Annotated in this window: 14 protein-coding genes; 6 read left to right on the top strand and 8 right to left on the bottom strand. The window is 50.6% G+C overall.

Annotated elements, in window-relative coordinates:
• The first annotated feature begins 225 nt into the window (after positions 1-225).
• The 5 genes from zwf (at position 226) to pgi (ending at position 6,104) form a co-directional block, all read left to right on the top strand.
• A complete protein-coding gene (gene zwf / locus HMPREF3022_RS03125) occupies positions 226-1,671 on the top strand; it encodes a glucose-6-phosphate dehydrogenase (protein ID WP_070765123.1) in 1,446 nt (481 codons plus the stop codon).
• A gap of 63 nt (positions 1,672-1,734) precedes the next feature.
• Complete coding sequence (gene pgl / locus HMPREF3022_RS03120; RefSeq protein ID WP_049335412.1) at positions 1,735-2,430, top strand: 6-phosphogluconolactonase; 696 nt, start codon at positions 1,735-1,737, stop codon at positions 2,428-2,430.
• On the top strand, positions 2,411-3,391 hold the full coding sequence (locus HMPREF3022_RS03115) for a glucokinase (RefSeq protein ID WP_039861966.1): 981 nt from the start codon (positions 2,411-2,413) through the stop codon (positions 3,389-3,391). The genes pgl and HMPREF3022_RS03115 overlap by 20 nt, the downstream gene beginning before the upstream one ends.
• A gap of 77 nt (positions 3,392-3,468) precedes the next feature.
• On the top strand, positions 3,469-4,317 hold the full coding sequence (gene hexR, locus HMPREF3022_RS03110) for a DNA-binding transcriptional regulator HexR (protein WP_004519348.1): 849 nt from the start codon (positions 3,469-3,471) through the stop codon (positions 4,315-4,317).
• A gap of 143 nt (positions 4,318-4,460) precedes the next feature.
• Positions 4,461-6,104, top strand: coding sequence for a glucose-6-phosphate isomerase (gene pgi, locus HMPREF3022_RS03105; protein ID WP_070765122.1), 1,644 nt, complete (start codon positions 4,461-4,463; stop codon positions 6,102-6,104).
• 51 nt (positions 6,105-6,155) lie between these two features.
• Here pgi and HMPREF3022_RS03100 read toward each other — a convergent pair whose 3' ends face one another.
• From HMPREF3022_RS03100 to HMPREF3022_RS03075, 6 genes are all read right to left on the bottom strand, one after another.
• Positions 6,156-7,253, bottom strand: a complete 1,098-nt coding sequence (locus HMPREF3022_RS03100; protein ID WP_070765121.1) for an NnrS family protein — start codon at positions 7,251-7,253, stop codon at positions 6,156-6,158.
• A 295-nt stretch (positions 7,254-7,548) separates the two neighbouring features.
• A complete protein-coding gene (locus HMPREF3022_RS03095; RefSeq protein WP_070765144.1) occupies positions 7,549-8,163 on the bottom strand; it encodes a CadD family cadmium resistance transporter in 615 nt (204 codons plus the stop codon).
• Between the two features lie 309 nt (positions 8,164-8,472).
• Positions 8,473-9,165 (bottom strand): ATP-binding cassette domain-containing protein, encoded by a 693-nt coding sequence (locus HMPREF3022_RS03090; RefSeq protein WP_210399652.1) that lies wholly within the window; start codon positions 9,163-9,165, stop codon positions 8,473-8,475.
• A complete protein-coding gene (locus HMPREF3022_RS03085) occupies positions 9,165-9,962 on the bottom strand; it encodes an ABC transporter permease (RefSeq protein WP_049331626.1) in 798 nt (265 codons plus the stop codon). Before HMPREF3022_RS03085 ends, HMPREF3022_RS03090 begins: the two co-directional genes overlap by 1 nt.
• Positions 9,963-10,197: 235 nt before the next feature.
• Positions 10,198-11,175, bottom strand: a complete 978-nt coding sequence (locus tag HMPREF3022_RS03080) for an ABC transporter substrate-binding protein (RefSeq protein ID WP_049331624.1) — start codon at positions 11,173-11,175, stop codon at positions 10,198-10,200.
• 57 nt (positions 11,176-11,232) lie between these two features.
• Positions 11,233-13,152 (bottom strand): TonB-dependent receptor, encoded by a 1,920-nt coding sequence (locus HMPREF3022_RS03075; RefSeq protein ID WP_070765119.1) that lies wholly within the window; start codon positions 13,150-13,152, stop codon positions 11,233-11,235.
• A gap of 309 nt (positions 13,153-13,461) precedes the next feature.
• Here HMPREF3022_RS03075 and fumC point away from each other — a divergent pair, with 309 nt between their 5' ends.
• On the top strand, positions 13,462-14,850 hold the full coding sequence (fumC, locus tag HMPREF3022_RS03070) for a class II fumarate hydratase (RefSeq protein ID WP_049331620.1): 1,389 nt from the start codon (positions 13,462-13,464) through the stop codon (positions 14,848-14,850).
• Positions 14,851-14,900: 50 nt separating this feature from the next.
• Here fumC and HMPREF3022_RS03065 read toward each other — a convergent pair whose 3' ends face one another.
• On the bottom strand, positions 14,901-15,425 hold the full coding sequence (locus tag HMPREF3022_RS03065) for a hypothetical protein (RefSeq protein ID WP_049331618.1): 525 nt from the start codon (positions 15,423-15,425) through the stop codon (positions 14,901-14,903).
• Positions 15,426-15,593: 168 nt separating this feature from the next.
• Positions 15,594-16,973, bottom strand: a complete 1,380-nt coding sequence (gene argH, locus HMPREF3022_RS03060; protein ID WP_049331616.1) for an argininosuccinate lyase — start codon at positions 16,971-16,973, stop codon at positions 15,594-15,596.
• Positions 16,974-17,227: the final 254 nt, after the last annotated feature.

Here is a 17,227-nt window from a genome sequence, read left to right as displayed (position 1 = left end):
TCATCAAACTTTTATGTTAAATCAAACAATTTGTAAAAATGAGAATGGACAAAATGTGTAGCCATGTGTAGTATTACTACTCATTAGCCCGCTTGTTTGAAATTTTGGTGCAGGCGATTGGTTTTTTACTGCTTATTGCTTAAAGGCTTTTGATTCTAATCAATTTTTATAGATGACAACAGTCCAAAAGTTTTGAAGCAAGCTTCCTCAACGAGAGATGAAACAATGAGTACACAGACAAATTTTGATTTGGTGTTGTTTGGCGCGACCGGCGATTTGGCAATGCGTAAACTTTTGCCTTGCCTGTATCAGGCGCATGTAGCCGGTTTGCTTCATCCCGAAGGTCGTATTTTGGGCGTAAGCCGTAGCGAATTGGATACCGCCGGCTTTTTGGCTAAAGTGGAAACGAATTCTAAAATCCATGTCAAACAAAACTTCTCAGATGAAGCGTGGGCATCGTTCATCCAACGTCTTGAGTATTTGAAAGTCGATGTGACAAAGAAAGGCGATTTCATTGCCTTGGGCGACTTGGTAAAAGCACGCAAGAATACTGAAAATGTCGTGATCTACCTTTCAACTGCGCCGAAATTCTTTGCACAAGCCTGTGAAAACCTTGCTGAAATCGGTTTGAATGCCGATAACGTGCGCGTGGTTTTGGAAAAACCGTTGGGTACGGACTTGGCCTCTTCCCAACAAATCAATACAGATGTGGCCCGTTATTTCAAAGAAGAGCAGATCTACCGTATCGACCATTATTTGGGTAAAGAAAGCCTGCAAAACCTGCTGGCCTTGCGTTTTGCCAATGTGATGTTCGAGCCTTTGTGGAACAACAAATATATTGAAAGCGTACAGCTGACCATCGCCGAGCAGTTGGGCGTGGAAGAACGCGGCGAGTTTTACGACATTACCGGCGCATTGCGCGATATGGTGCAAAACCACTTGATGCAAATGCTTTGTATGACTGCGATGGAAGCTCCGGAGAGCCTGGATGCCGATGCCGTACGCGACGAGAAAGTGAAAGTCATCAAATCTCTGAAACCGCTGACCATCGAATCCGTCAACGAAAATGTTATTCGCGGCCAATATGTTGCAGCAAACGGCATGAACGGCTATCTGGAAGAAGTCGATGTACCGAAAGACAGCTTCACTGAAACCTATGTCGCCATCAAAGCCGAAATCGAAAACGAACGTTGGAAAGGCGTACCTTTCTACCTGCGTACCGGCAAACGCATGGCAGGCAAAGTGGCGGAAATCGTGTTGAACTTTCGTCCGCTGCAAAACCATATTTTTGACAACAGCCAACCTGCGCCGAATCGTTTGGTTATTGAACTACAACCGACCGAATCCGTCCGCCTTTACACTCAAGTAAAAACCCCGGGTGCAGGCAACAAAGTCGAAGTTACACCGATTGGCGTGGACTTGGGCACAGCCGTAGAGGGTCGCCGCGCTGAGGCTTATGAGCGCCTGCTGCTGGATGTGATTAACGGCAAACTCGCTTTGTTCAACCGTCGTGACGAACTCGAAGCCGCTTGGGAATATGTGATGCCGATTTTGGAAAACTGGGCGAACAATACAACGCCCCCACATGCTTACGAAGCCCATTCTTGGGGCCCTGAAGCTGCGCGCGCGCTGTTGGCGCGTGACGGCAACAAGTGGCACGAAGAGCAATAATATTTCTTTCAGACGGCCTTGTTTTCCAACAAAAGGCCGTCTGAAACCATGAAAGGACGAAACATGTTTGTTTGGCACGAACAAGAAAACGCTGCAACTGCCGCGCAGGCTCTCGCTGATGCCGTTGCCGCTGCATTACAAACCGCGTTGAATGAGAAAGGCCATGCGGTTTTGGCTGTTTCCGGCGGTCGTTCGCCGATTGCGTTTTTCGAGGCTTTGTCGCAAAAAGATTTAAATTGGCAAAATGTCGGCATTACTTTGGTGGACGAGCGTATTGTCCCGACCACGCATGCCGACAGCAATACAGGCTTGGTACGTGAATATCTGCTCAAAAATAACGCGGCCGTTGCCACATGGATTCCTGTTGTTGAAGACGGAAAGTCTGAAACTGAATTACAACCTGAAGTTGTCGTTGCTTATGCATTGAAACATTACAAGCAACCTGACGTGCTGGTGTTGGGCATGGGTTCAGACGGGCATACGGCGTCGTTGTTCCCTCAAGCGCCTCAATTACAGGCAGCAATCAATGAAGCCAATGACCCGACATTGATTCATACTACGCCGGTTACCGCGCCGCATGAGCGCGTAAGCATGACTTTGGGTGCAATTGCCAAAACGCCAAATGTGTTTTTGGCTATTCAAGGCGCAGAGAAAAAAGCAGTATTTGATAAAGCTGCCGCAAGGGCCGATACCGAATATCCGACCAGTCTGATTCTCAATCACCAAGGAATTAACTGCCATGTCTACTATGCACACTGAAGCTTATCCTCGTTTGGTTGCCGATATCGGCGGTACGAATGCCCGTTTTGCACTTGAAACTGCACCACAGGTCATTGAAAAGGCTGAAGTCTTGCCTTGCCAGGATTACGACACCATTGTCGATGCCGCCAAAACTTATTTGGAACGCGCAGGCAGTCCGAAAGTTTTGCACGCCGCCTTTGCGATTGCCAATCCGATTTTGGGCGACTGGGTGCAGATGACCAACCACCACTGGGCATTCTCCATCGAAACCACCCGCCAGGCTTTGGGTTTTGAAACGTTGATTCTGTTGAACGACTTTACCGCCCAGGCTTTGGCGGTAACAAAAACCGATAAGAAAGACTTGATACAAATCGGCGGTCAAAAACCAATCGAATTTGCGCCTAAAGCCGTTATCGGTCCGGGTACCGGTTTGGGTGTCAGCGGTTTGGTACACAGCGCTGCCGGCTGGGTAGCGTTGGCAGGCGAGGGCGGCCATACCAGCTTCCCGCCGTTTGACGATATGGAAGTATTGATTTGGCAATACGCTAAAAACAAATACGGCCATGTTTCTGCCGAGCGTTTCTTGAGCGGCGCAGGTTTGAGCCTAATTTACGAAGCATTGGCCAAACGCGACAACATCAAACAATGCCGTCTGAAGCCTTCTGAAATCACCGATAAGACATTGAGCGGAACATCGCCGATTTGCCGTCAGACTTTGGATATTTTCTGCGCCATGCTGGGTACGGTTGCTTCCAATTTGGCTTTGTCATTGGGTGCGCGCGGCGGCGTGTATTTGTGCGGCGGCATTATCCCGCGCGTGTTGGATTACTTTAAAACGTCTCCATTCCGCAGCCGCTTTGAAAACAAAGGCCGCTTTGAGGCTTATCTTGCCGCTATTCCTGTGTATGTCGTATTGAGCGAATTTCCGGGCATCGTCGGCGCGGCGGTCGCATTAGACAATCATTTAAATAACGTTTAGACACACAAACGGCGGTGCAGGGCAGGGTGCAAAAATGTGCCTTGTCCTGAACGTCAAAGAATCAAAGGGTAGAGTATATGTTAAGCAAAATCAGCGAATCATTGTCCAACCTCTCCGGCGCAGAACGCAAAGTTGCCGAATCTGCGTTGGCCGAGCCGAAATGGTTCGTTCATGCCGCTGTGGCGGAAATCGCCGAGCGTGCATCCGTCAGTCAGCCGACTGTAATCCGTTTCTGCCGCAGTTTGGGTTACAAAGGCTTGCCTGAGTTCAAACTCGCTTTGTCTGCCAGCATCGGTCATGAAGGCATGCCTTACGTTCATGAAGAATTGAACGCCGATGACAACATGGGCAGCGTGGTCGAAAAAGTATTGGGCAATGCCGCAGCCTCCCTCTTGGGCGAGCGCCGCTTCCTGAAAGAATCCGAGCTGGAAAACGCGATTGCCATTCTGATGCACGCGCGACGCGTTGAGTTTTATGGTGTCGGCAACTCCGGCATCGTTGCCCAAGATGCGCAACACAAATTCTTCCGCTTCGGTATGTCCACCGTTGCCTATGTCGATACACATACCCAGCTGATGGCGGCTTCCGTATTGACCGAGCAGGATGTGTTGGTGGCGATTTCCAATACCGGCTCATCTATCGAATTGTTGGACGCAGCCAGTATCGCCAAAGAAAACGGCGCAGCCGTTATCGCGCTGACTCGCAATGATTCGCCGTTGGCTCAAATGGCCGACTGCGTATTGAGCATTGCCACTCAGGAAAATGCCGAGCTTTATACGCCTATGGTGTCCCGCCTTCTGCAGCTGGCTGTTATCGACATTCTTGCTATCGGCTTGGCCTTGCGTTTGGGCGACACTGCCAGCACGCAACTACAAAAAAGTAAAAAAAGCATACATAACAAGCACATCGAATACGATAAAGATTGATTCTTCACTGACATTTTCAGACGGCTCCAACCCATATCAAGGCCGTCTGAAACCTCAAAAAACGGAAACCACCCCGTTCCCGTTTCAGACGACCTCACGGCCGTTTTCTCAACAAAACTGTCCACTATCCAGGAGAGCATCCGATGAAACACCTTCACGATTTACCAGCTTGGTCAAAATTATGGATACATTTTGACGAAACCAAAGAACAACACATGCGCGAAATGTTCGAGCAAGATCCCGAACGTGCCGAGCGCTACTGGCTGCAGGTTGGCGGCCTGACTTTGGATTATTCTAAAAACCGTATCAACGACGAAACCATGGCACTGTTGTTCGAGCTGGCGCGTGAAGCAGGCGTACCGGAGCGGATGCAGCAAATGTTCCACGGCGAAAAAATCAATACGACAGAAAACCGTGCCGTACTCCACGTTGCCCTGCGCAACCGTACCAACGCCCCTATCGTCGTGGATGGCGAAGATGTCATGCCTAAGGTCAACCATGTCCTGCAACGCATGGGCGAGTTCGCGCATGAAGTCCGCAGCGGCAGCTGGTTGGGCTATACCAATCAAGTCATTACCGACGTCGTCAACATCGGTATCGGCGGCTCTGACCTCGGCCCTCTGATGATGTGTACCGCGCTCAAGCCTTTCGGCCATCCGCGTTTGAACATGCACTTCGTCTCCAATGTGGACGGCTCCCAACTGCGCGACGTATTGTCCAAAGTCCACCCCGAGACCACCCTCTTCATCATCGCCTCCAAAACCTTTACCACCCAAGAAACCCTGACCAACGCCCTGACCGCGCGTAAATGGTTCTTGGATCATGCAGGCGATGAAAGCGCCGTAGCCAAACATTTCGTTGCCGTATCGACCAACCAAAAAGCCGTTGCCGAATTCGGTATCGATACCGCCAATATGTTTGAATTTTGGGACTGGGTTGGCGGCCGTTACAGCCTGTGGTCGGCCATCGGCCTGCCGATTATGCTGTATCTCGGCGAAGAGAACTTCATCGAAATGCTCAACGGTGCGCACCTGATGGACCAACACTTCATCAATACGCCGCTAGAGCGCAACATGCCCGTCATCCTCGCCCTTATCGGCGTTTGGTACATCAACTACTACGGCGGTGGCAGCCACGTCATCGCCCCTTACGACCAACATCTCCACCGCCTGCCTAAGTTTATCCAGCAGCTCGATATGGAGAGCAACGGCAAACAAGTGACCCTTGACGGCAAAGCTGTCGGTTACGAAACTTCGCCGATTATTTGGGGCGAAACCGGTATCAACGGCCAGCACGCATTCTTCCAACTGCTGCACCAAGGTACGCATATCACGCCGATTGACCTGATTGCCTCCCTTGAAAAACGCAGCAACCTGCGCGGCCACCACGAAATCCTGCTGGCGAACGTCTTTGCCCAAGCCGAAGCCTTTATGCGCGGCAAAACCCCCGACGAAGTACGCGCCGAGCTTCAAGCTCAAGGTATGGACGAAGCGCGTATCGAAGAGCTGGTTCCGCACAAAACCTTCTCCGGCAACCGTCCGACCAACCTCATCCTCATGGACAAAATCAACCCGCGCAATATGGGCAGCCTGATTGCCATGTACGAACACAAAACCTTCGTACAAGGCATTATTTGGGGCATCAACAGCTTTGACCAATGGGGCGTAGAACTCGGCAAACAACTGGCTAAAACCATTCTTGCCGAATTGACCGGCGAGACCGAAGTGCAAAAACACGACAGCTCCACTACACGCCTGATTAATCTTTATTTGAACGCCAACAAATAAAGCATTTATTTAAAGCAAAGGCCGTCTGAAAGTTTCAGACGGCCTTTTGTGTTATTCCGGATCATCCGTAAACGCATTTTCCCGAAATATCGGTACAAACGTGAAAAGATACAGTACGAACACGGCGATGGTCAGAATCGCAGGCACGGTGATGAAGAAAATAGGGTTCACGTTCATTAAGAAAGCACGCGAGACGGCGGCCATAAAGAGCAAGGGGACGGCAATGCGGCAGAGCTTGGGGTAGTCGAGTTTGGTAAAGCCGCTGTGCCACAGTCCTGCGGTCAGCCACACCATCATCACGCCGCCCATCATGCCGCCGAGGGTAATCAAATGCAGGGGTGCAGAAGCGGGCAGGTTTTGCAGTTTCGCCGCGCCTGTCCACAGATAGCCTGCGGCGGCAAAGAGCTGGAGCAGGTAATAAGTGCGGACGTAGTGTTTGCGCAGGAGTTCGTGATGGTGAAGCTCACGCAGCTTGGCGAGCAGGATGAATCCGACGGCAAGCGCGGTAAAACCGGCGGTTTGCGCGGGCAGCCAAAGTTCGGCGGCGGCGTGCAAGAGCAGGAAAGTAATGGCGATGTTTTTATAAACGATATTTGGAATAAAAACAGGGTCTTTCAGACGGCATTCTTTAAGGGCTTCCGCACCCAAAAGAATGCTGACGCGGACGGATACAAACATGACCGCTGCCATGTTCAGATGTACTTGCGCACGCAGTAAGTTCAAATCGCCGCTGACGGCATAGGCCGTCTGAAAAGCAGTAAACGCGGCAAGCAACATTAAAAGAGCGAAGTTGTCAGTGTTCCGGTCGAGCCAAATCAGCCAAGTGCAGAACAGCAGCAATACCAGCCAATAGGCGGCAACGAAAAACGAGGCAGTTTGCGGCGAAAAGGGCAGTATGGCAGATGCGGCGAGCAGTAATGCCGCCATCAAAGTAGCGACAGGTTTCAGACGACCTTTATAACCCGTCCATTCGAGCATGGCTGCAGTCAGGAAGCCGCCGTATGCCGCAGGCAGCATGAGTTCTAAGAAGATTTGGCGGTGCAAAATGACGGCACCGGGGCTGATGAAAAACACCAACGCGCCGAGTATGGCAAGCACCGCCGCACCGACGAAAAACAGCCGCATGGGGTGGGTGAAAAACTTATTCATGGTTTGGCTTGATTCTGCATGAAGATGCTTTCGGATATGGATTTATTGGGTGGACAGGGTCGTATCTTTTGCCAAAGAGGCAAGCCTGCGGCTTGCTTGCCCTCTCCCTAGCCCTCTCCCACGGGGAGAGGGGATTAAGCTGCCAAACCCGAACATTTTCAGGTTTACCTGCCATCTAATTCCCAATCCTGCGCCCTCTAATTTTCAGCAACCTGATTCCCTCTCCCCGTGGGAGAGGGTTAGGGAGAGGGCAACGAACCGCAAGGTTCGTCAGATACTCAAATGCCCGTATCATTCATATCATTGATATTATTGTTTGAATTGTATTATTTTCAATAATAATAAATAACCCTAAACCAATATAAATAGCAGCCATTATCCAACGACTAAACTTCTCTACAATTTCACCAACACCTGAAATATTAGCCAATCTTTGTGCTGTATATACTAAAACAAAAATCAATATTAAAAATACAAGAAGAGTAACTAATAAGTCGACAAGATCTAAAGTCACAAAGTAAGGAACAAAAAGTCCAATATTATCTGCACCACAACTAGCAACTGTAACCAAAGCAACAATACCGACTAATTTTGACAACCCTTTTTTATCCAATTCTTTTTTAGCTCTTTTTTCGCCCTCACAATCGTCGTAAATAGCAACTTTAATACCTAAGTAAATCGGTATTAAACCTAATAAACCCAACACCCATTTTTCCGGAACATAATGCAAAACAAAAGCTAGAAATAAACTAACTAATATTAAAATTACAGAACCTAAATATTGTCCGATATAAATATCTCGATATTCTTTTCTAGTATTTGCTCTAGCAAAAAATATTAATAGTATTACCAACAAATCTACTGCTGTAGCAATATATAAAATAGCAGCAGTAATCACAGTCGAAAACATAAAGCACCTCATAATGAATCCCCTGCCCCCTTGGCACCACGGCTTTTTCAAAAACCGAATCACGTTCGGATAACAGATTCGTATCTTTCGCTAAAGAGGCAAGCCTGCGGCTTGCTTACCCTCTCCCTAGCCATCTCCCACGGGGAGAGGGAATTGGGCTGTCGAGCCTGAACATTTTCAGGTTTACCCGACATCTGATTCCCAATTCTACGGCTCTCTGATTTTGAGAAACCTGATCCCCTTTCCCCGTGGGAGAGGGTTAGTGAGAGGGCAACGAACCGCAAAGTTTGTCAGAAATTTAAATTCCTATCACTCATAATAATGAATCCCCTGAAACTCTCTTGCCACCACGGCTTCTTCAAAAGCCGAATCGCGTTCGGACAGCGGCGTAGGCAGGGTCATCACGTTTTGTACGTTCATGCCCTTAGTGGAAAGCAGCATGATTTCATGGCTCAGGCGCGCGGCTTCGAAGCGGTCGTGCGTTACCAGCATACACGCCATGCCCTGCCGCTCGATTTTTTCCACCAGTATGGCGACCAAAATATCGCGCAAATCGCGGTCCAAACCGACAAACGGCTCGTCCAGCAAGGCAAGGTCGCAGCCGCACAGCAGCAGGCGCAAAAATGCTACCCGTTTCGCCATGCCGCCGGACAATTCGGTCGGATATTTGTTCAAATCGCCCGCAGTCAGCCCGACTTTCGCCGCCAGCGCGATGATTTCGCCTTCATCGGGTTTGTCCATAAAAATAGCGATATTCTGCATCGCGGTCAAGTTTCCCGGCAGGCGGTTTTCCTGAAACAGAAAACCCGTTTTGCGGAAAGTATTGCGTATCGTGCCCGATTTTGGCGTTTCCAAGCCCGCAATCAGCCGCAAAACCGTCGTCTTGCCGCAGCCGCTCGGCCCGAACAAGGCTTTCACTTCGCCATGTTGCAGGTTCAAACTGAAATCGCGCACGATGGGGTCGCGGAGAATTTCAAAACGCACGTTTTCAAGGCTGAGCATCATCTCCTCCACGGCATAAACAAAATTTCCAAAGGCTTGGTAATCAGGTATTCAAACAGCGACACAAACACGATAACCAACACCACATAAGCCATTACCGTCGAAGTCTCCAGCATCGCCCTTGCGTCTGCAATCCGCGCGCCCACGCCTTCGCTCGCGCCCAAGAGTTCCGCCATGATCACCACCTTCACCCCCATCGCCACCGCCACGCCGATGCTGGAAATCACATAGCCCGTCAGATGCGGGATATACAGATAGCGGATTTTTTTCAGACGGCCTAATTTATAAGCGTCAAACAACTCCTCATGCTGCTTGTTTACGCTCGCCATTCCGACCGCCGCACTCGCAAACGTCAGCGGCGCAACCAACACAATGATGGTAAACAATACGCTCGGATTGCCGAAACCGAACCAAAACAACGCCATCACTACCCAAATAATCGGCGGCATCGCCAACAAAACCGTAATCACAGGCTTGAGCAACGCCATCGCCGTCTTAAAACTGCCCGCCACCAGTCCCGCCGCCAATCCCGCCGCCAGCGCAACAGAGATCCCCACCACCGACCGCCACAGCGAAATCCCGATTTCGTTTTCCTGAAAATGTTTCAATAAATCCAATGACTTTTGAAACACCTCCACCGGCGCAGGCAGCATAAACTCGCCGAACACAGCACTGCCCCACGCCCACAACGCCACCACCACCATCGCCACGCTCAGACCGGCAAAGCCGCTCCAAAGGTAGTCGATGATGTAAAACAGCGCAGGCTGCGGTTTGCGGATTTTGTCGGTTTTAATCATGGTTTGAGTGTTGGTTTGTCGTTATGTTTTGGCAAGGATAGGCCGTCTGAAAAAAGTAGGTCGGATACTCGTATCCGACAGCCCCCATTTAGCCGAAATGTCGGATTCAAGAATCCGACCTACGCTGCTGGGAATTGATTTAACCTACGCAGCGGATAATGCTCTGAGGTCGTCTGAAAATAGAAGATTGAATACTTGCAATTATTCTACACTTTCAGACGGACTTTCTCCCATTTTAAGCTAAGAAGAACCCGTTATCCGGCAGCTTGCCGCCCAAAAGTTTCGGGTTGAACTGCATAAGGATTTCGTAAAACTTCAAAATCTCGTTCTTCACTTCGCTGCCTTTGGTTACCGTCAGCCGCGCGCCGTCCAAGCCCATGACTAGGGCGGGTTCGGGGGCGGGGAGGTAGTTTTTGCCGATTTTCGCGGCGCTTTGGCGATTGGCGAGTATCCAGTTGAGTGCGTTTTTCAAATCCTGATAGAAGATGTCGAACTGCGCTTTGTGTGCGTGGAAATATTCTTCGTTGGCGATGATGCCTGCCATCGGAATCAGCGGTTTGGTGTCAAATGCCTGCCCCCATGCCTTCACCAAATCAAAGCCGCGCACGACGTTTACGCCCATGGTTTTGCCTTTCAGTAGGCTGGCTGTTGCCATCGGTTCGGGCAGGATGGCGGCGTGGTAGTCTTTGCTCAAAAACAGTCCGACTGCTTCGGGCGGCGTGGCGGTGTAAGTGATGCCGACTTTGTGCGCGTCGATTTTCAGTTTTTTCAACAAGGCTTGCAGCACGATGTCGGGCATGTCGTTTTTAAACGGTACGAGGATTTTTTTGCCAATCAAATCCTGCGGCGAGGCAATCGCGCTGCCTTTGCACATCAGCTGCGTGATGCCGTTGGTCAAAATATTGACCATGCCGACTTTCTGCCCTTGGTTGCGCAGGTTCACGCCGACATTGCTCGGACTCATCATGACTTTAAATTGTCCGCTTGCTACACCTGCGCGCAGTTGGTCGGGCGAACGCCAGATTTTCAGCGATACATCCGCCTGTTTCGCCAGCTTGCCTTGCAACGCCGCTACGGCAATGGTTACGCTGGGCATTGCCGGTGCGCCGTACACGGTAAATTGTTCTTTACCGGCAGCCAACAATGAAGGCGAAACGCCTGCCGCTGCCAGAGCGGCGGTCATTTTTAAGAAATCGCGTCTTTTCATATCCATTTTTTATCTCCTAATTCTTAATAAGCCAGTGTAGGCATTCTTTCAGACGGCCTGATTTTAAAACGCCGCATGCAAACTCAACCAATATGTCCTGCCCGGTGCATACACTACGCTGGGCGACAGGGCGAGGACGTGGTCGCCACTGATATATTCGGCGTATTTTTTGTTGAACACGTTGTTCACGCCCAAGCGTAAGCCGTATTTATCTTTGAAGTTTACGCCTGCGTACACGTCGGCAACGGTAAAGCCTTTGGCGGCTTCGCGTTTGTCTATGCCCAGACCGCTTGCCGCGTCAAAATCGCCGCGAGTTTGTTTGGCGACAAAGCGTGTTGCTGTGCCGATGTTGTAGCTGCCGTGGGCAAAGTAGTTTTTGTAGTCGGCTTGGACGGCGGCTTCAAACGGACGGATTTGATAGAGCGGCCTGCCGTCGGTTTCGTTGTGTCCGTAGTTGTAGGTGGCTTTGATGCCTGCCGCCCAATGCGGATTGAAGTTGTAACGCGCGTAGGCCTGCGCGGTGAACAATCGTGCGTCCACGTTGCGTGTGATGATGCCGCCGCCTTTGGAAGCAGTGCCGCTTTGTCCGTGTGCACGGTCAAAAATAATCAGGTCTTTGACTTTATCCGCCACAAGCGTGCCGCCCACGTTCCAGCCTGCGCCTGCCAACGAGTTCATGTAGCCGTTGTAGTAGTCGTTGCGGCTGTCGGCGGTGAGCTTGATGCGGTTGTGTTTTTCGGTTTTCAGCAGGGGGTTGCCTGCGATGGCGGCGGCCGGATTTTGGTTAATCAACGCGCCGTTCATGCGGTTTTGCACGATGGCGGCAAGCGAGTTGAAGCGTTCGGTGTTGTCGCCGATGCGTTCCAAATGCGCGAGGGAAACGCTGTATTTTTGCGTTTCAGACGGCGTGAAATCGTATTTGAGTTCGCCTGAGAAGGCATGGCGGCGCACTTTGCCGTTGAAGTCGTAGCCGTAATGGGTTTTCCAGATTTGTTGCGCCGAGGCGAAGGCAAGATTGCGGTTCATCGGATGGGCGGGCTGCGCCGTATTTTTGCGTACGTCCGCTTCGTTGATTTCGTAGCTTAAGCCCAAGCCCAGTTTGTGTTGGTCGTTGAACTTGTAAGACAGGGTATCGGCAATGCGCCAGCGGTCGATGTGCACATCGGCGAAACGGTAGCCGTTGAGGAAGTCGCGCATGGCGGTGTGGGCGTTGCGCTCGCCGTTTTGGCTGTCGTTGCGGTAGCTGACGGCGGCCGTATTGTGGAACTTGCCGAAATCCGCATCGTGTTTGAGCGAGAAATCATACACTTTGCGGTCAAGTTCTACGAACACTTGCTGCGGCGTGTTGTTTGGTCGCAAGGAGTAATTGTCGGCATGGCGTTTGAGTTTGATGACGCCTGCTTCCGCGCTGACCGTATTGCTCAAATCGGCATTGCCCCAACGCGCGTTGAGTTTGGCGATGTGGCGTTCGGTGTCCAATGCGTCGTTGACGAACTGCGGTTGGCGGTCGTTGTTGATGTCGTCGTGTAGGTAGGTGAGGCGGTATTCCTGATTTTCAGACGGCACGAAACCGAGTACCAATGCTTGATTGAAACGGCTGTATTTCCAATCGGTCTGATTGCCGTCGCCGTCTTTATAGCCGTTGGCCTTGGTGTGATTGAGGTTGGCCACGCCGTACACCTTTGCCCCACGCGCTTGCGCGGTAACGGAATTGTAAAAGCTTTTGCCGTAAAAGCCGCTGTTTGCTTTCAGCGGACGGAAGGCTTGGTCTATGTTTTCGGTAACAAAGTAATGATCGCTGCGGTCGGTGCGGTCGAATTGGTTTTCGGGGAAATAGCCTTGTGCGGCGGTCGGTGCAATCGGTTTGGGAGGGGAGAAGGTTTTGACAGGCTGGATTTCATCAGGGTCTGCCAAGGTCTCGGCAAAGCCGTTTGCAGCGGCAAAACTGCTCATTAACAAGCAAATCAAATGGTTTTGTTTCATGACTTATATCCTGATAATCATTTTTATTTATTATGCTCTTAGAGAGAAGCAAAGTAAAGAAACGATAAGGTATTTATTGTCGATAAACACCTAGCGCAAAATACAAATCGGCAAGGAGGAGAATTTTTAGAAGAGGGGAGCGGCGGCGCAGGTTGTATTTGCTCCGAAATCGGGTTTTGTCTACTATTAATATTTCAGGGTAATAAAGCAAAAGGCCGTCTGAAAACCCCTCTCTTTTCAGACGGCCTTTTGCTGGGTATAATAAATTTACGAATCATTATTATTTCTGTTTAAATGTAGGAGAAACGCATGAGTACCCGTACCGAACACGACACCATGGGCAATGTCGAAGTCCCATCCGAAGCCTATTGGGGCGCGCAGACCCAGCGCAGCCGTAACAATTTCAAAATCGGCGGTGAAACCCTGCCGCAGCCGTTGATTTATGCTTTGGCGCTGGTGAAAAAAGCCGCCGCAGCAACCAATGTTTCCCTCGGCAGAATTAAGCCTGAGCAGGCGGATTTGATTACGCAGGCGGCGGACGACGTGTTGAACGGCAAGCTCGACGGGCAGTTCCCATTGGTGGTGTGGCAGACCGGCTCCGGCACGCAGTCCAATATGAACATGAACGAAGTGCTGGCAAACCGTGCCAACGAAATCGCCGGTACAGGTTTGGCGGCGTACCAGCCCGTCCATCCCAACGACCATGTGAACCACGCACAATCGACCAATGACGCGTTCCCGACCGCCATCCACGTTGCTGCCGCGATTGAAATCAACCGCCACCTCATCCCTGCCATCCAAGCCTTGCGTGATACATTGGATAAAAAAGCCAAAGAATTCGCCCCCATCGTCAAAATCGGCCGCACCCACTTGCAGGACGCGACGCCGTTGACTTTAGGACAAGAGTTTTCCGGCTACGTTTCCCAGCTCGATCACGGTTTAGGCCGTCTGAACGATGTGCTTAAAGACTTGTATGAACTCGCTTTGGGCGGCACGGCGGTCGGTACGGGCTTGAACAGTCATCCCGAATACGCCGAAAAAGCCGCTGCCAAACTCGCCGAAGTGTCCGGCCTGCCGTTTGTCAGCGCGCCGAACAAATTTGAAGCCTTGGGCGGACGCGATGCTGCCGTTGCCGCTTCGGGCGCATTGAAAACGCTTGCAGCAAGCCTGAACAAAATCGCCAACGACATCCGCTGGCTGGCAAGCGGCCCGCGTTGCGGTTTGGGCGAAATAAAAATCCCTGAAAACGAGCCGGGTTCGTCCATCATGCCGGGCAAAGTCAACCCGACCCAATGCGAAGCAATGACCATGGTGTGCTGCCAAGTGTTCGGCAACGACGTCACCATCGGCATGGCAGGCGCATCGGGCAACTTCGAGCTGAACGTCTATATGCCCGTTATCGCTTACAACCTCTTGCAATCCATCCGCCTGTTGGGCGATGCGTGCAACAGCTTCAACGAAAACTGCGCCGTCGGCATTGAACCCGTACCGGAAAAAATCGATTATTTCTTGCACCATTCTCTGATGTTGGTTACTGCGTTAAACCGCAAAATCGGCTACGAAAACGCCGCCAAAGTCGCCAAAACCGCCTATAAAAACGACAAATCGTTGCGCGAAACCGCCATCGAATTGGGCTTGTTGACGGGAGAAGAGTTTGATGAATTGGTCGTTCCTGCCGATATGGTTCATCCGCGTTAAGCTTTAATAATGAAACATGCCGTCTGAAAATGTGTTCAGACGGCATGTTTTTATACTGCGCTTGTCTTTTCTTCGAATAGGGCAAAAATCATTGGCGTCAGATTGACGACCATTAGAAATATTATTGAGCTCAAAAATGTACGCCAGGCGTAATGCCACGCCTCCGTTCTATCTGCTTGGGATAGGAGCGATGCAGTATAGCGGTTGTGTAGGGTTTTTGCGGTGTCATTGTTTTCCAAATAATCCAACGAAAGTACCAATAATTTGCCCGTGTCCTTATGCTGTAAGAATTTGGCATGTTCAACCCAGATGCCCGGCTTGGCGTGTTCGCATAAAGATTCAATGCCGACGCAAGAGGCCAAGCTGTTTTGGTTGTTTTGCAAAATCGACAGCTCGTTTTTTTCAGCCTGCATGGTGGCGGCGGAGGTTTGATGAAGGTATACGCTCATGCCGTTGCTCTCTATTGCTTGAAAATCATGGAGCTGGCTGAATCCGCCATTTTCCCAAGCAACGAATAAGGCATAGCATCCGCTGAATAGGCAGATCATGACCAATTTTAAGACAATGCTTTTCATCCTTGCTCCTTTTGTTTGAAGACGGCGGCAAAGTCAGGAGGCGTGTTTTCTCGTTTGAAGGTAAGTTTAGGTTTTATCTGTTTTTATTTTGAGGTTGAGTGTAACACGGGTAATCAAAAGGCCGTCTGAAAATTTTCAGACGGCCTTTTATTATGTGTTTAGATGGGCTTAAGCCAACAATTCACGCCAGCGTTTCACTTGGAAACGGACTTGTTCAGGCGCGGTGCCGCCCAAGTGGTTGCGTGCGTTTAAGCTGCCTTCGGGTGTCAGTACGCTGTAAACGTCGTCGGCAATCAAACCGCTGAAACCTTGCAAGACTTCAAGCGGCAATTCGCTCAAATCAACGCCAGCTTCATCGGCATGGCGCACGGCTTGGGCAACGACTTCGTGGCTGTCGCGGAAAGGCATGCCTTTTTTCACCAAGTAATCCGCCAAGTCGGTAGCCGTTGCAAAACCCTGCATTACGGCGGCGCGCATATTGTCGGGTTTGACGGTCACGCCGCGCATCATGTCGGCGTAAATGCGCAGGGTGTCGATAAGCGTGTCGGCAGTGTCAAACAAAGGCTCTTTGTCTTCCTGATTATCTTTGTTATATGCCAAAGGTTGCGATTTCATCAGGGTAACCAGGCCGATCAGGTGGCCAATCACGCGACCGGATTTACCGCGCACGAGTTCGGGTACGTCGGGGTTTTTCTTTTGCGGCATGATGGAAGAGCCGGTGCAGAAACGGTCGGCAATATCGATAAAGCCGAAACGCGGGCTCATCCATAAAATCAATTCTTCGGAAAGACGGCTCAGATGAACCATAATCAGAGAAGCGGCAGCCGTGAACTCAATGGCAAAATCGCGGTCAGATACGGCATCGAGCGAGTTTTGGCAGATTTGTTCAAAGCCCAACAGCTCGGCGGTAATTTCGCGTTGAATCGGGTAGGTGGTACCGGCAAGGGCTGCAGCGCCGAGCGGCATACGGTTGACGCGTTTGCGACAGTCGGTCATGCGTTCGAAATCGCGTCCGAGCATTTCGACGTAGGCGAGCATGTGATGCCCGAAGCTGACCGGCTGGGCAACTTGCAGATGGGTAAAGCCGGGCATGACGGTTTCGGCGTTTTGTTCCGCCAAATCAACCAAGGCCGTCTGAAGGTTTTGAATCAGGCTTTGAATAACGGTAATTTGATCGCGAAGCCACAGGCGGATGTCGGTAGCGACTTGGTCGTTGCGGCTGCGGCCGGTGTGCAGGCGTTTGCCGGCATCGCCGATTTTGTCGGTGAGGCGGCGTTCGATGTTCATGTGGACATCTTCCAAATCCAGCGACCAGGAAATCGTTCCTTCTTTGATTTCTGCTATAATCTCGGCCATGCCCTGACGGATGGCGGAGAGGTCGTCTTCGCTCAAAACGCCCGACTGTGTCAGCATTTGCGCGTGTGCCAGCGAGCCTTGGATGTCCCATTCTGCCAGTCGTTTGTCAAAATCAATCGAGCCGGTATATTTTTTGACCAGCTCGGAAACAGGTTCGTTAAAACGGCCTGACCAGGTTTTGTCCTTGCTCATATCAGCATCCTTAAAATATAAATAAAAAACAGGGTCTACGTCTTCAATATAGCAGACCCGTCTATACATTATGAAAGAAAACGGTTGAAATCATGTCTATTATACGTCAAATAAACCAGAATTTCGCAGTGCCGGATTTGCGCAATTCCGCAACTCTGGTGCGCCTGCTCATTGTTTTGTTAATCAGTTTGTTTATCTTTCCTCTGATGACGGTATCGGGCGTGCCTTATCCGGAACAGATTTTCCAACATTTT

The organism is Neisseria sp. HMSC065C04 (assembly GCF_001815375.1).
Taxonomy (GTDB): Bacteria; Pseudomonadota; Gammaproteobacteria; order Burkholderiales; family Neisseriaceae; genus Neisseria; species Neisseria flavescens_D.
Note: the sequence above shows the minus strand (reverse complement) of the source record. Positions and strands in the feature narration are given on the sequence as shown.

Excerpts from the sequence above, each read along its gene's own strand:
- zwf (WP_070765123.1), top strand. The coding sequence starts at position 226 with ATGAGTACACAGACAAATTTTGATTTGGTGTTGTTTGGCGCGACCGGC.
- pgl (WP_049335412.1), top strand. The coding sequence starts at position 1,735 with ATGTTTGTTTGGCACGAACAAGAAAACGCTGCAACTGCCGCGCAGGCT.
- HMPREF3022_RS03115 (WP_039861966.1), top strand. The coding sequence starts at position 2,411 with ATGTCTACTATGCACACTGAAGCTTATCCTCGTTTGGTTGCCGATATC.
- hexR (WP_004519348.1), top strand. The coding sequence starts at position 3,469 with ATGTTAAGCAAAATCAGCGAATCATTGTCCAACCTCTCCGGCGCAGAA.
- pgi (WP_070765122.1), top strand. The coding sequence starts at position 4,461 with ATGAAACACCTTCACGATTTACCAGCTTGGTCAAAATTATGGATACAT.
- HMPREF3022_RS03100 (WP_070765121.1), bottom strand. The coding sequence starts at position 7,253 with ATGAATAAGTTTTTCACCCACCCCATGCGGCTGTTTTTCGTCGGTGCG.
- HMPREF3022_RS03095 (WP_070765144.1), bottom strand. The coding sequence starts at position 8,163 with ATGTTTTCGACTGTGATTACTGCTGCTATTTTATATATTGCTACAGCA.
- HMPREF3022_RS03090 (WP_210399652.1), bottom strand. The coding sequence starts at position 9,165 with ATGCTCAGCCTTGAAAACGTGCGTTTTGAAATTCTCCGCGACCCCATC.
- HMPREF3022_RS03085 (WP_049331626.1), bottom strand. The coding sequence starts at position 9,962 with ATGATTAAAACCGACAAAATCCGCAAACCGCAGCCTGCGCTGTTTTAC.
- HMPREF3022_RS03080 (WP_049331624.1), bottom strand. The coding sequence starts at position 11,175 with ATGGATATGAAAAGACGCGATTTCTTAAAAATGACCGCCGCTCTGGCA.
- HMPREF3022_RS03075 (WP_070765119.1), bottom strand. The coding sequence starts at position 13,152 with ATGAAACAAAACCATTTGATTTGCTTGTTAATGAGCAGTTTTGCCGCT.
- fumC (WP_049331620.1), top strand. The coding sequence starts at position 13,462 with ATGAGTACCCGTACCGAACACGACACCATGGGCAATGTCGAAGTCCCA.
- HMPREF3022_RS03065 (WP_049331618.1), bottom strand. The coding sequence starts at position 15,425 with ATGAAAAGCATTGTCTTAAAATTGGTCATGATCTGCCTATTCAGCGGA.
- argH (WP_049331616.1), bottom strand. The coding sequence starts at position 16,973 with ATGAGCAAGGACAAAACCTGGTCAGGCCGTTTTAACGAACCTGTTTCC.